The 13,385-nt window shown below is 60.8% G+C and carries 12 protein-coding genes; 3 read left to right on the top strand and 9 right to left on the bottom strand.

The annotated features are described in order from the left end of the window. Window positions 1–217 precede the first annotated feature (217 nt). Window positions 218–2,551: a methyl-accepting chemotaxis protein gene (locus EX00_RS19200; protein WP_047461872.1), complete on the top strand. Its 2,334-nt coding sequence runs from the start codon at window positions 218–220 to the stop codon at window positions 2,549–2,551. Between the two features lie 75 nt (window positions 2,552–2,626). Here the strand turns inward: EX00_RS19200 and EX00_RS19195 are convergent, their stop codons facing one another. Beyond that, window positions 2,627–3,571 (bottom strand): nucleoside hydrolase, encoded by a 945-nt coding sequence (locus EX00_RS19195; RefSeq protein ID WP_047461350.1) that lies wholly within the window; start codon window positions 3,569–3,571, stop codon window positions 2,627–2,629. Between the two features lie 228 nt (window positions 3,572–3,799). Between EX00_RS19195 and EX00_RS19190 the strand changes: the two genes are divergently transcribed. Both EX00_RS19190 and EX00_RS19185 read left to right on the top strand, forming a co-directional pair. Further along, on the top strand, window positions 3,800–4,231 hold the full coding sequence (locus tag EX00_RS19190; protein WP_047461348.1) for an Hsp20 family protein: 432 nt from the start codon (window positions 3,800–3,802) through the stop codon (window positions 4,229–4,231). Window positions 4,232–4,276: 45 nt separating this feature from the next. Then, entirely contained in the window at window positions 4,277–4,537 is a 261-nt protein-coding gene (locus EX00_RS19185; protein WP_007695413.1) for a BQ00720 family protein, read from the top strand. 138 nt (window positions 4,538–4,675) lie between these two features. On the opposite strand, the gene trmB is transcribed toward EX00_RS19185, so the two are convergent. The 8 genes from trmB to miaB form a co-directional block, all read right to left on the bottom strand. Then, window positions 4,676–5,377 (bottom strand): tRNA (guanine(46)-N(7))-methyltransferase TrmB, encoded by a 702-nt coding sequence (trmB, locus tag EX00_RS19180; RefSeq protein WP_047461346.1) that lies wholly within the window; start codon window positions 5,375–5,377, stop codon window positions 4,676–4,678. After that, window positions 5,374–6,627 (bottom strand): methionine adenosyltransferase, encoded by a 1,254-nt coding sequence (gene metK, locus EX00_RS19175; protein ID WP_047461344.1) that lies wholly within the window; start codon window positions 6,625–6,627, stop codon window positions 5,374–5,376. The genes trmB and metK overlap by 4 nt, the downstream gene beginning before the upstream one ends. A 188-nt stretch (window positions 6,628–6,815) precedes the next feature. Then, complete coding sequence (locus EX00_RS19170) at window positions 6,816–7,235, bottom strand: helix-turn-helix domain-containing protein (RefSeq protein ID WP_007695410.1); 420 nt, start codon at window positions 7,233–7,235, stop codon at window positions 6,816–6,818. 153 nt (window positions 7,236–7,388) lie between these two features. After that, on the bottom strand, window positions 7,389–8,990 hold the full coding sequence (gene lnt, locus EX00_RS19165; protein ID WP_047461342.1) for an apolipoprotein N-acyltransferase: 1,602 nt from the start codon (window positions 8,988–8,990) through the stop codon (window positions 7,389–7,391). A gap of 180 nt (window positions 8,991–9,170) precedes the next feature. Continuing rightward, complete coding sequence (locus EX00_RS19160; protein WP_047461340.1) at window positions 9,171–10,343, bottom strand: hemolysin family protein; 1,173 nt, start codon at window positions 10,341–10,343, stop codon at window positions 9,171–9,173. Between the two features lie 25 nt (window positions 10,344–10,368). Next, on the bottom strand, window positions 10,369–10,875 hold the full coding sequence (gene ybeY / locus EX00_RS19155) for an rRNA maturation RNase YbeY (protein WP_047461339.1): 507 nt from the start codon (window positions 10,873–10,875) through the stop codon (window positions 10,369–10,371). After that, window positions 10,875–11,939, bottom strand: a complete 1,065-nt coding sequence (locus EX00_RS19150) for a PhoH family protein (protein WP_047461335.1) — start codon at window positions 11,937–11,939, stop codon at window positions 10,875–10,877. The genes ybeY and EX00_RS19150 overlap by 1 nt, the downstream gene beginning before the upstream one ends. Before the next feature lie 30 nt (window positions 11,940–11,969). Then, window positions 11,970–13,382 (bottom strand): tRNA (N6-isopentenyl adenosine(37)-C2)-methylthiotransferase MiaB, encoded by a 1,413-nt coding sequence (miaB, locus tag EX00_RS19145; protein WP_047461332.1) that lies wholly within the window; start codon window positions 13,380–13,382, stop codon window positions 11,970–11,972. Window positions 13,383–13,385: the final 3 nt, after the last annotated feature.

The raw sequence follows: 13,385 nt of genomic DNA, 5'->3' as shown, positions 1-13,385 counted from the left end.
GAGAGCATCCCGGTTGCAGGCGATTCCGCCTGAAAACGGCTGCTTCAGCGAGACAAGTTAATTAAATTTTTGCGCTTCACCATCATTCTCCTCTCGTCTGCCGTGTATCTTGGTTAAACGGCGGCAGACGCCCTCCCGGCGGCCCCATGACAGGGCCATCCTGTGCCGACCTTGCATCCGGATAATGTGCATCCGGCGCATCGCTCCCGAGGAAATGATGTCCATCTTTCGTATGAAGTCGCTTGCGGCCAAGCTCATCCTGGTCACAGGGTTGGCGATTGCGCTCGTTCTGTTCGTCTCCAATTTCCTGCTGATTTCCCAGACACGCGATCGCGTCCAGACGCTGACGATGGACCAGGCCAATAGCGAGGCCAAGTCCATCTCCAACGAGATCGCCGCCAATGTCGGCGAACTTGCCAGCGCCGCCCGCTCGATGGCCGCCGTGATCGGCCGTGGCCACGAGGGCCACACCTTCGATCGCAAGGGCATCATCAATATCCTCAAGGCCAATGTCGAGCAGAACGCCTTCGCCTTCGGCAGCTGGTTCTGCGAGCAGCTCGGCACATTCGACGGCAAGACGACGGAGCTTGCCGGCAACAAGGACGAAGGCGTCAACGACAAGGGTGCATTCACGCCCTATTGGTCGAAGACCAAGGACGGCGGCATCCAGTACTCCACCTTCGACAACGACTACACCGCCGCATGGTGGAAGCTCGCCGCCGACAGCGGCAAGGGCGCGATCACGCCGCCCTATATGGCCGAGGGCACCGAGGTTCCGACGACCATGAGCTCGATCGCCTATCCGGTCATGTCCGGCGGCAAGCTGGTCGGCGTTTCCGGCGTCGATATTTCACTCGCATCGCTGTCCACCAAGCTGCAGAACCTGCATCCCTTCGGCTCGGGTCGTGTCCTCTTGGTCTCCCAGGACAACAAGTGGCTGGTGGCGCCGAGCAAGGAATTGCTGATGAAGGATTATAACGGCGACGGCGCCGACGTCATCAAGGCCGCGCTGACCTCGTCGACGGCGGGCCTGTTGAAGAACCTTGCCGACAGCGGTGGGGAGGCATTCGACCGGGTGGTCTATCCCTTCGCCGTGCCGGGCCTCAACGCCACCTGGGTCGTTCTCGTCGATGTGCCGCATAGCGCGATCGAAGCACCCGTGCGTGATCAGACCTACATGATGATCATTGGCGGCATTCTGGTGCTCACCGCCGTCATGCTGGCCCTCTATGCCGCAGTCCGCAGCTTCGTGCAGAAGCCGCTCGGCGGATTGGTTGCCAGCGTCAACAGCCTCAGCGCCGGCAACTATGGCGAACCGGTCGAGGGCCAGACTGGCACAGACGAGATCGGCTCGGTCGCCAAGGCGCTCGAGGGCTTCCGCTTTGGGCTTGCCGATGCGAAGCGATTGGAAACAGAGGCCGACGACCAGCGCCGCGCCGCCGAAGGCGAGCGCTCTCGCTCGGAGACTGAGCGCGGCGAAAGCGTGGCGCTGCAGCGGCGCATCGTCACCATTCTCGGCCAGAGCCTGGCGGAGCTTTCCAGGGGCAATCTCGGCCATCGCATTGCCGAGGAGTTTCCGGGTGAATATGCCAGCCTGAAGCAGGATTTCAACGAAGCCCTCGCCAGCCTCGAAGAGACCGTGCACACGATGAACCTCAGCGTCGGCAATATCGGCAATGGCACCGGCGAAATCAGCAACAGCGCCTCCGACCTTGCCCGGCGCACCGAACAGCAGGCGGCAAGCCTGGAAGAGACCGCGGCCGCGCTCAACCAGCTGACCGCCCAGGTCAATTCCAGCGCCGAGAATGCCCGCACGGCGGCCAGCAGCGTCAATGCGGCGTCGGAAGATGCCGGACGCTCCGGCGAAATCGTCCAAAAGGCGATCGCCTCCATGCGAGGCATCGAGCAATCGTCGCAGGAGGTCTCGCGCATCATCAGCGTCATCGACGAGATCGCCTTCCAGACCAACCTTCTGGCACTGAACGCCGGCGTCGAAGCCGCCCGCGCCGGCGACGCCGGCAGGGGCTTTGCGGTCGTGGCGCAGGAGGTGCGTGAACTGGCGCAGAGATCCGCCAACGCCGCCAAGGAAATCAAGACCCTGATCAACACCTCGGCCGGTCAGGTGAAGGAAGGTGTCGATCTTGTCGGCCACACCGGCAATGCGCTGCACAAGATCGCCGAGCAGGTGATGGAGATCAACGGCCTCATCCGCCAGATCTCGGCTTCGGCCAGCGAGCAGGCAATCGGGCTGAAGGAAATCAACTCGGCGGTCAACCAGATGGACCAGGTGACGCAGCAGAACGCGGCGATGGTGGAGGAAACCACCGCCGCCAGCGTGACGCTGAACGATGAAGCCCAGACGCTGAGAGCGCTTGTCGCCCGCTTCAGCACGTCGCATGGCACGCAGGACAATGCCGCAACGCTGCGTGCCACGGCCCAGCAGATGCGCGCACCCGCACCTGCCCGGCGTCCCGCCCCGCCGGCCCGAAGGGCGCAGTCTCAGACGCAAGGCGCCAATGCGCTGGCTCGGGACGACTGGGAAGAATTCTGATCCGACTAAAGAGAAATGCGAAAGGCCGCCGGTTCATCCCGGCGGCCTTTCGCATTGAACTAGTTCGCGCAAATGTCAGATGCGCGCGAAACGCTCCGTCAGCAGCGCGAAGAAGCCGTCGGCATCGACGTCGCGCATGACCTTGGCGTTACGCTTGCGGTCGGTCACGTGCCACCAATCGACCACGGTCATGCCGACCGTCAGTTCGGAGGTGATTTCGATCTCGACATTGCAGTCACGACCCTTGAAGAGCTCTGGCTTCAGCAGATAGGCAACAACGGTCGGGTCGTGCAGCGGACCGCCGTCGGAGCCGTATTTCTCGATGTCGAAACGTTCGAAAAATTCTAGCATCTCGACCATGGCCTTGGCCGGCGCAGAGCCGATGGCGGCGATGCGCGCGACGCGATCCTTGCGGGTGAGAAGCTGATGGGTAACGTCGAGCGGCATCATGACGATGGGCACGCCGGAGCGGAAGACGACGTCGGCGGCTTCCGGGTCGACATAGATGTTGAACTCGGCGGCCGGCGTGATGTTGCCACCCTCGAAGAAACCGCCGCCCATCATCACCAGCTCGCGCACGCGGCCAACGACATCGGGTGCCTTCTGGAAGGCAAGCGCGATATTGGTGAGCGGGCCGAGCGTGCAGAGCGTGACGGTGCCCTCCGGCTCGTTGCGCAGCGTTTCGATGATGAAATCGACGGCGTGGCCCGGCTGGAGCACCATGGTCGGTTCGGGCAGTTCGGGACCGTCGAGGCCGGTCTTGCCGTGCACATGCTCAGCAGTGACCAGCTTGCGCTTGATCGGCGCATCGGCGCCGGCAAAGACCTTGACGTCGCGGCGATTGCAGAGCTCGCAGACGATGCGGGCATTGCGGCTCGTCAGCGCCAGCGGCACATTGCCGGCGACCGTCGTAATGCCGAGCACGTCGAGCTCCTTGCGGCTTCCGAAGGCGAGCAATATAGCGGCGGCGTCATCCTGGCCGGGATCGGTATCGATGATGATTTTTCTGGGCTCGGTCATGTCTGTGGCTTCCCTCCGGTGCAGATCGGCAGGACTTGATGCGAGCCCGCCGGCGCTTTGTCAAGCAGCCACATGGATGGGATGGCGCCTGACGTTTCCAGAGCGAAACTGATTTCGCAGGTGCGAAACCGGACTGTCTTGCACTCCCCTCCTCATGCCCCCATATTAACCGCAACCGGGTGCTGAAGATCAGGTCCGGAAAGGTCGCTTGCTACCAAGGACTTGACGATGAGCCGGACGACGCCTTTTGCCAGCCCTCTTCTTCTGGGCTTCGATACCATGGAAAAGACGCTGGAGCGGATTTCCAAGGCCAGCGATGGTTATCCCCCCTACAATATCGAACGCATGCGCCCCGATCGTGTTTCGGGCGAGCCCGAACGCCTGCGCATCACGCTTGCGGTTGCCGGCTTCTCCGAGGACGAGCTTGACATCACCACGGAAGAAAACCAGCTTCTCATCCGCGGCCGGCAGGTGGAGCAGGAAGAACGCGATTATCTCTATCGCGGCATTGCGGCTCGCCAGTTCCAGCGCGTCTTCGTTTTGGCCGACGGCATGCAGGTGCTTGGCGCCGTTTTGAAGAACGGACTGCTCTCCGTCGACCTCATTCGGCCGGAGCCGGCGCGTATGGTAAAGAAAATTAACATTTCGGTCTCACAGTAGGACAACGGCTGATTGCCGTTGGTCCCTCATACTGGAGGTACGAACATGCTTATGAGAGAAGCCACTGCCCGCCTGACCCAATCCGAACTTGCCCATCTGGGCAGCGGTGAGGTTGCCTATATTCGAAAAATACGCTCCGAAGAAGTGTCCCGTTGCTTCCCTGAAGCGCCGTCCGATATCGATCCCGATGTCGACCTCTGGGCGCTCTTCGGCGCCGACGGCACCCCGATCCTTCTGACCGACAACCGGTCCAGCACCTTTTACAAGGCAGCCGAGGACGAGTTGAAGACGGTCAGCCTGCATTAAGCGCCGGGAGGACGAGGCGGCGGAGCGAAATCGCCGCGACTTCGATGCACGCAGCCCGGCAGGGCTGCGTCAGGCCCGATGCGGCACGAGAAGCCTGAATGTCTGGAGATCAATCTCCAACAACCCCGAAACGGCCGCTTAAACTCTCTTGAATGTCAGATAGGCGGAAGACCGCCCCTCGCGCCGGGCTTTCGCCTCATAGCGCGTGCTCGGCCAGCCCTCGTAGGGTGTCAGCCAGTCGGCGGCGTTTTCGGCCGTCCATTCGAAGCCGCCATGGGCGTGGCAATGCTGCAGCGTCCAGTTGACATAGGTGTCGATGTCGGAGGCAAAGCAGAAGCGCGCGCCGGGTTTCAGGACGCGATGGAAACGTTCGAGGTTCACCTGCGAGACAAACCGACGCTTCCAGTGCTTCTTCTTCGGCCAGGGATCGGGATAGAGCAGATCGATCTGGTCGAAACAGGCGTCCGGCAACCAGTCCAGCAGTTGCGTCGCATCGTCGTTATAGACGCGGATATTGCTGGCGCCGGTCTCGTCGATGCTGGCTAGCAGCTTCTGCATGGAATTGACGAACGGCTCGACGCCGATGAAGCCGGTCGTCGGATGCTCGAGTGCCCTATGGATCAGGTGCTCGCCGCCGCCGAAACCGATTTCCAGGCGCAGACGCTCGGTCGGCGCCGGAAACAGGTCATTCAGCGGCCGAGGCGCAGGCGTGGAAAGGTCGACGAGATACCGCGGCAGCAGTGTTTCAAGCTTTTCGGCCTGCTGGCCGCGCAAGGCTTTACCCTTGCGCCGGCCGAAGAATGCTTCCGTCGCCCGTGAGCGACGCTCCGTATCGATCATGCAGCTTCCCGGATCTTCACCGATTCCTTCAGCGCCTTGACGAGGTCCGTGCGCTCCCAGGAGAACGAGCCGTCACGGCCGGCCTTGCGGCCGAAATGGCCATAGGCCGAGGTCTTGGCGTAGATCGGCTTGTTGAGGTCGAGATGGCGACGAATACCGGTCGGCGAAAGATCCATGTTCTTGCGGATCGCTTCTTCAACCTGATCTTCGGTAACGCCGTTGCCGGTGCCGTGCAGGTCGACATAGATCGACAACGGCTGGGCAACGCCGATGGCATAGGAAAGCTGGATCGTGCAACGGTCGGAGAGACCGGCGGCAACGACGTTCTTTGCCAGATAGCGCGCGGCATAGGCGGCGGAACGGTCGACCTTGGTCGTGTCCTTGCCGGAGAAGGCGCCGCCGCCATGCGGCGCAGCGCCGCCGTAGGTGTCGACGATGATCTTGCGGCCGGTCAGGCCCGCATCACCATCCGGACCGCCGATGACGAACTTGCCGGTCGGATTGATGTACCACTTGCAATCCGACGCAATCTTCAGCTCGCCGAGGGCTTCGCGGATGTAGGGCTCGACGACGGCGCGAACCTTGTTCGAATCCCAGCTCTCATCGAGATGCTGGGTGGACAGCACGATCGAGGTTGCCTCGAACGGCTTGCCGTCGACGTAGCGGACGGTCACCTGGCTCTTGGCATCCGGGCCGAGCTTGGCAACGTCGCCGTCGCCCTTCTTGCGGGCGGTCGCGAGCAATTGCAGGATCTTGTGCGAATAGTAGATCGGCGCCGGCATGAGATCCGGGGTTTCGCGGCAGGCATAGCCAAACATGATGCCCTGGTCGCCAGCACCCTCGTCACCCTGCTGGTCGGAGGCGCTGTCGACGCCCTGGGCGATGTCGGCGGACTGCGAATGCAGGAGTACGTCGATGCGCGCCTTCTTCCAGTGGAAGCCGTCCTGCTCGTAGCCGATATCCTTGATGGCGCGGCGAGCGGCAGCCTTGAACTTCGAGGGATTGATGACGTCGTTGCCGTCCTTGTCCTTCTTCATCAGGCTCGGCGGCAGGCGAACTTCGCCGGCGATGACGACACGGTTGGTGGTGGCAAGGGTCTCGCAGGCAATGCGCACGCCCCACGGGTTGATACCGGTCTTTGCGGCTTCGCGGTAAACCAGATCAACGATTTCATCGGAGATACGGTCACAAACTTTATCCGGGTGACCTTCGGCAACAGACTCGCTGGTAAACAGATAATTCGCGCGCATGCGGGATTCCCCTCAAAGAACAAATCTTCTCTTTTGATATTCGTGTCGGGCTCGAAAAACAAGCCACAGAAGGACATAAATATATCTTTATATCCCGGCGAAGGCGATAAATTTTTCCGCCAAACATGCAAAAGGCGGCCCAAATGACCGCCTTTTGACTTTATCGCTATGGCGCTGCCGCGAAATACTTACTCCGCGTCGGCCTCGGCCGCGAGCGCCTTGACGAGTTCAACCACCTTGCGGCGGACCTTGCCGTCGGAAATCTTCACGAAAGCGCGGTTGAGCTGTAGCCCTTCAGAGGAAGACAGGAAATCAACCACATAGTTGGAGCTGGAGGCCTCGGCCAAGCCGCCGGCGGTCGTCGTGTGATCGCCCGGAGCATCTTCGAAAAAGAAGGAAACGGGGACATTAAGAATGCTTGAAATATTCTGAAGGCGGCTGGCGCCAACGCGGTTGGTGCCCTTTTCGTATTTCTGGATCTGCTGGAACGTAATTCCGAGGCTCTCGCCGAGCTTTTCCTGGCTCATGCCCAACATGGTGCGGCGAAGGCGAATGCGGCTACCGACATGAATGTCGATCGGGTTCGGCTTCTTTTTATTCTCAATCATTAGTTTACCCTAACATAGGTTGAATACAGGTCCTGCCACCCGGTGCCCTTAACCGCCCCTATTAACGCCACGTTGCAGCCGACGCCCACCCGACTTCTAGTTTACGTACAAAATGGCGTACGGCAAGCACTATGCAATTTTAGGGTTTTTTGGTCAATTCGACCTTGAAATAAAACCCATGCGTGAAATCACAGCGATCATGCCGAGTATGCCGATGATCAACCAGAAATAGGCCTTTCGTACGCTATCGTCGATTCGCGATACGGTTGCGCCACTCAAAGTGGCATCGACGAATCCTTGCTCATTAAAATCGATACCGGAAATCAAACGTCCGTGAGCGTCAACATAGGCCGAAACGCCGGTATTGGCGCTGCGAATCAGCGGCAGCCCCTGCTCGACCGCCCTCACCCGCGCCTGCAGGAAATGCTGGTAGGGACCGGGCGTATCTCCGAACCACGCATCGTTCGTGACATTCAGAATGGCGTCCGCTTGCCGGATTTCCGGCGTCATCTCGTTCGGAAAGATGATTTCATAGCAGATCAGCGGATAGAGCTTGATGCCATCAGGCAGCGTCAGCAATTGCCGGCTCGCGGCGGCTGAGAAGCCGCCCGGCAGCTCGACGACATTCTGGATGCCGAGATAGCTGAGGATATTCTCGAAGGGTACATATTCGCCGAAAGGAACGAGATGGGTCTTGTCGGAAGCGCCGATGATCTGGCCGCGACCGTCGATGACATAGACGGAATTGTAATAACGCGGCTCGACACCCGGCCCCATATCCTCGACCCGAACCGCGCCTGTGATCAGGATCTGGTCGTCGTCGAGCTGGTCGGCAATGCGGGTGAGCGCGTCCTGATTATCGGTCAGAATGAAAGGGATAGCGGTTTCCGGCCAGACAATGATATCGGGCCGCTTGCCGCCATTCGCCGGCGGCTGAACTGAAAGCGAAAGGTGCTTGTCGAAGATGGCGTTGCGATCGGCCGCCGTATCCATCTTGGCTTCCTGGTCGATCGCAGGTTGCACGATGCGCACCACCGGAGCCGTCTTGCCGGCCACCGCTGGCGGCACCGGCAGGTTGAGCGCGTAGTAGCCGTAGCCGAAATGCTCCGCGGCGATGAGTACGGCAATCCCAATCCCCAACATCCGGCCCTGACGCGTTCCGAGCAGGGCCGGGACGGCGAAAACGAAGACCGCAAGCGCGGTGACGCCGAGCACGCCGATTACATGCACCGATTGCATCATCATCGGTATGGGCATGGCGCCATAACCGATGGCATTCCAGGGAAAGCCGGTGAAAAGGAAGCTGCGCAGCCATTCCAATAGACCAAAACTAAAGGCGAGTGCGGCAATACGTCCCATGCCATCGGACCAGAGCAGGCGGGAAAGCGCCGCCGCCACACCGTAAAAAATCGCCAGGAAGGCAGGCAGTCCGAGGATCGCCAGCGGCAGTGCCCAGGCGAATTGATCGGCATCGATCAGAAGCGCATGGCCGAGCCACCAGAGACCGGCGACGAAATAGCCGAAGCCGAACAGCCAGCCGGTGGTAAAAGCAGGCCACAGACGGCCGAGAAAACCGCTGTCAGGGCCGGCAGCGGCACCATCCAGCAGCCAGACGAGCAATGTGAAGGATACGAACATCGCCGCGAAGAAGCCGAAGGGCGGCAGCGCCAGGACGCCGATGGCTCCGGCGAGAATGGCAAGCAATGCGCGTTTGAAACCCCAGACGAGGATCACCTTGCCCGAAAGCCGTTCCATGCGCGCGCTCCGTCAAAACTGCGAATCAATTGGCCGCAGTCTTTCAAAAAAGCAGCGATTTGTCCTGTTGAAGCGCCGCCTGAAACAATTCCAGGAAAAGTGTGTAGCCATTTTCCGTCCGGAATTGCGTCAAACAAAAGAATAGAGCGGCGAAGCGATTCCATGAAGCGCTGAACCGCTCTATTGGCTGGCGGCATTCCGTTCGGCCGAAGATCCCTCGGAAAGAGCATCCGGCGACGGCAGATCGCGGTCGAGCCCGCTTCCCTCACCGTCCGCCTTGGCCGGACGGCGACGCGCGGCGTGACGCTTGCGGGTGATGCGCACCTTTTTGATGCGGCGCGGATCGGCATCGAGAATATGGAACTCGAAGCCCGGCAGCGCCTGAACGACCTCGCCACGCACCGGGATGCGGCCGAGCGCGGAGAAGATCAGACCGCCCAGCGTATCCACTTCGTCCACCTGCTCGCTGATATCGAAATCGGAGCCGATCGCCGCGGCGATCTCCTCCAGTTCGACACGGGCATCGGCGACAAAGACGTCTTCGGAGACGCGCTTGAACATCACCTCGTCGTCGTCATGTTCGTCATCGATATCGCCGACGACCATTTCGACGATGTCTTCATGCGATGCGAGGCCGTCGGTGCCGCCGTATTCGTCGATGACGAGCGCCATCTGCGTGCGGTTGACCTGCATGCGCCGCAGAAGATCCGAGGCAAGCATCGAGGGCGGCACGAACAGGATCTTCCTGATGATGCCGGCTTCCGCCAGCGTCTTCTGGAGATCGACGCGTGAAAGGTCGAAATTCGGTTTGGTCGAGCGCGCCGGCTTTTCGGCCGGGCTTGTAGCCGATGCGGATGCGGCGGCAGTCTTGCCATTACCGGCGCGGCGCTTGTTGCGCGCCTGCTTGGCGACGTAGGACAGGAGGTCGCGGATATGCACCATGCCGCGCGGGTCATCCAGCGTTTCGGCATAGACCGGCATGCGCGAGCGGCCGCTCTCCTCGAAGAGGATCATCAGCTCGCCGATGGTGATGTTCTGGTCGACCGCCTCGATATCGGCGCGCGGCACCATGACGTCCTCGACCCGCACTTCGCGGAAGCGGAGGATGTTGTGCAGCATCGCCCGCTCGTCCGGTGAAAAGGCATCGTCATCCGTTGCGCCGGCAATCAACGCGTCGGCGAGATCCTCGCGCAGTCGTGCTGACCCTTGAGCCGGACGTAGAATGCGCGCTGCGCGTGCCCAGAAGGAAGATTGCGATCGTTTGCCGTTGCTACTACTGCCTGCCTCATCGGAGGAGGCGGAGTCGGCGCCGTCTTTGGCCTCGGAGGCCGGTCTTGTCGTAAAGTCGCTCATTGTTCCTGATCAGACAGGGTTCAAGTCAAATGGGGTCCTGCCCCGCATAGGGATCAGATAGGCTAAGCTTCGCCAAAATGCGAGTCTCCAGCCCCTCCATTCTTTCGGCTTCGCTATTATTCATATGGTCGTAGCCGAAGAGATGCAAGAAACCATGCACCATCAAATGCGTCAGATGGTCGTCAAAACTCTTTTCCAGCTCAACCGCCTCGCGCTCAACCGTCTCCCTGGCGACAATGATATCGCCGAGCATCGGGCCGGGCTTGCCGCCGGGAACCAGCGGAAAAGCGGGGAAAGACAAGACATTGGTCGCCTTGTCCTGCTTGCGCCACTCCGCATTGATCTCTCGGATGGAGGCATCGTCGGTAAAGACGAGCGACACTTCCAGCGCCGTCTTCGGAAAAGGCTGCTTCTCATTTTTTCTGAGATAAGCCGCCGCCGCGCCAAGAACGCGCTCGGCCAAAGCCTGCAAGACGTCTTCGGAGGGCCAGTCGCCCTCCTCGACGCCGATCTGTATATCGAGATCGGCCATCAGATCTGCGGATCGACCTCACCGCCACCGCCCACAGCGGGGACGGCATAGGTCGCATCATAGGCCCTGACGATGCGCGCCACCAGCGGATGGCGAACGACGTCTACGTCCCTGAAGCGGACGATGGTGATACCCTCGACGCCGGTCAGCAGATCCAGGGCCTCTACCAGGCCGGACTTGACACCGCGCGGCAGGTCGACCTGGCTCGGGTCGCCGGTGATGATCATTCGTCCATTGTCGCCGAGACGAGTCAGGAACATCTTCATCTGCATCGCCGTGGTGTTCTGCGCCTCGTCGAGGATGACGACGGCGTTGGCGAGCGTACGACCGCGCATGAAGGCGAGCGGCGCGATTTCGATAACGCCGGCGGTGATGGCGCGCTCGACCTTGTCGGCCGGCATCATGTCATAGAGCGCGTCATAGAGCGGACGGAGATAGGGATCGACCTTGTCCTTCATGTCGCCGGGCAGGAAGCCGAGGCGCTCGCCGGCTTCGACCGCCGGGCGGGACAGGATGATCTTCTCGACGGCGCCACGCTCCAGAAGCTGGCAGGCGTGGGCGACGGCGAGATAAGTCTTGCCGGTGCCGGCGGGACCGACGCCGAAGACCATCTCGGAACGCTCCAGCGCCCGCATATAGGCATCCTGTGTCGGGGTACGCGCAATGATCGTCTTCTTGCGCGTCGAAATCTGCGCCATCGTCAACTTGGCTTTTTTCTCCATGGTCGGCAACGTCAGCTGGTCGTCGGCGGCAACCGCCATACGGATTGCCCCTTCCACGTCGGAGCGCTCCACATTCCCACCTTTCTGCAGCTTGTCATAGAGATAATCGAGGGTGCGGCGCGCCTGGTTGGTGGCCGAGACATCGCCGGTGATGACGACGGAATTGCCGCGGGCGCGGGCGTCTATACCCAGACGCTCCTCCAGTAGCTTCAGGTTCTGATCGAACTGTCCGAAAAGTTCACTGGCGAACCGATTGTTCTCGAACGTCAGGATGAAGTGATTGGCGTCGCTCGCGATGCGGGGCTGGCGCGATGATGAAGAAACCAATTCCTGTCCGTTCAAGCGGTGTGGCTCCTTGTGCCGGTCCGAAACCTAGAGCAATTCAGCAAAAAGGCTGTTGGTGCTGGTCCCGGTGATTCGTACGTTTATAATGTCACCGATTTGCGATGCTTTTGCATCAATATTCACAGACTGAAGCCAGGGAGAGCGACCTATCAACTGTCCCGGCATCCGGCCAGGCTTTTCCAGGAGCACATCGACCACCTTGCCGACACAGGCATCCGCGAAAGCGTGCTGCTGCTTCAATAGCAACGCCTGCAACCGTTCAAGCCGTTCCGCCTTGATCTCTTCCGGCACCTGGTCCTTCAGCTCCGCACCGGGCGTTCCCGGACGGGTCGAATATTTGAACGAGAAGGCTTGCGCATAGTTCACCTCCTCCACCAGACAGATTGTATCCGCAAAATCCTGTTCTGTCTCCCCCGGGAAACCGACGATGAAATCGCCGGAAATGGCGATATCCGGCCTTGCAGCGCGGATTTTCTCGATCAGGGCAAGATATTCGGCGGCTGTATGCCGCCGGTTCATCGCCTTCAGAATCCGGTCGGAGCCGGACTGTACCGGCAGGTGCAGATAGGGCATCAGTGTGCGCAAGTCGCGGTGCGCCGATATCAGCCGGTCGTCCATGTCGCGCGGGTGGCTGGTGGTGTAGCGCAGCCGGGCAAGACCCGGAATGTCCGACAGCCGATAGAGCAGATCGCCAAGGCTCCAGGCCTCGCCATTAGGTCCGGCGCCGTGCCAGGCGTTGACATTCTGGCCAAGCAGCGTGATTTCGCGCACTCCGCCATCCACAAGTTTTTCAGCCTCTTCGACGATCTGGGCGACCGAACGGGAGACTTCGGAGCCGCGCGTATAGGGTACAACGCAAAAAGTGCAGAACTTGTCGCAGCCTTCCTGCACCGTCAGGAACGCGGTAACACCGCGAGCGCGGATTTTCGATCTCTCGGGCGTCGGCAGATGTTCGAACTTATCCTCAAGCGCATATTCCGTATCCACAACCCGGTGGCCTTCCTTGGCGCGGCGCAGCGCGTCCGGCAGGCGGTGATAGGTCTGCGGGCCGATGACGACATCGACGGCGGGCGCACGACGAAGAATTTCCTCGCCCTCGGCCTGGGCGACGCAGCCGGTGACGCCGATCATCATCTCGCGACCGTCGGCGGCCTTGCGCTTTTTCATGTCGCGCAGGCGACCGAGCGCGGAATAGACCTTTTCGGCGGCCTTCTCGCGGATATGACAGGTGTTCAGCAGGACCAGATCGGCCTCTTCCATGTCCTCGGTCGGCTCATAGCCGTCGCGGGCAAGCGCATCGCTCATCCGCGAGGAGTCATAGACGTTCATCTGACAGCCGTAGGTCTTGATGAAAACCTTGCGGCTGTTGGAGCCATCACGGGGGCCGAGCTGCAGGGCGTTCGGCTCCGGGGCGTCGAGAGTTAAGCTGTCCTTGGTCATGGC

It is taken from the genome of Martinezella rhizogenes (genome assembly GCF_000799715.1).
In the GTDB taxonomy this organism is placed as follows: Bacteria; Pseudomonadota; Alphaproteobacteria; order Rhizobiales; family Rhizobiaceae; genus Rhizobium; species Rhizobium rhizogenes_C.
The sequence above is the reverse complement of the archived record's forward strand: the minus strand, read 5'-3'. Positions and strand labels throughout refer to the sequence as shown.

Coding starts and splice junctions, on each gene's coding strand:
- EX00_RS19200 (WP_047461872.1), top strand. CDS start 218: ATGTCCATCTTTCGTATGAAGTCGCTTGCGGCCAAGCTCATCCTGGTC.
- EX00_RS19195 (WP_047461350.1), bottom strand. CDS start 3,571: ATGACCGAGCCCAGAAAAATCATCATCGATACCGATCCCGGCCAGGAT.
- EX00_RS19190 (WP_047461348.1), top strand. CDS start 3,800: ATGAGCCGGACGACGCCTTTTGCCAGCCCTCTTCTTCTGGGCTTCGAT.
- EX00_RS19185 (WP_007695413.1), top strand. CDS start 4,277: ATGCTTATGAGAGAAGCCACTGCCCGCCTGACCCAATCCGAACTTGCC.
- trmB (WP_047461346.1), bottom strand. CDS start 5,377: ATGATCGATACGGAGCGTCGCTCACGGGCGACGGAAGCATTCTTCGGC.
- metK (WP_047461344.1), bottom strand. CDS start 6,627: ATGCGCGCGAATTATCTGTTTACCAGCGAGTCTGTTGCCGAAGGTCAC.
- EX00_RS19170 (WP_007695410.1), bottom strand. CDS start 7,235: ATGATTGAGAATAAAAAGAAGCCGAACCCGATCGACATTCATGTCGGT.
- lnt (WP_047461342.1), bottom strand. CDS start 8,990: ATGGAACGGCTTTCGGGCAAGGTGATCCTCGTCTGGGGTTTCAAACGC.
- EX00_RS19160 (WP_047461340.1), bottom strand. CDS start 10,343: ATGAGCGACTTTACGACAAGACCGGCCTCCGAGGCCAAAGACGGCGCC.
- ybeY (WP_047461339.1), bottom strand. CDS start 10,875: ATGGCCGATCTCGATATACAGATCGGCGTCGAGGAGGGCGACTGGCCC.
- miaB (WP_047461332.1), bottom strand. CDS start 13,382: ATGACCAAGGACAGCTTAACTCTCGACGCCCCGGAGCCGAACGCCCTG.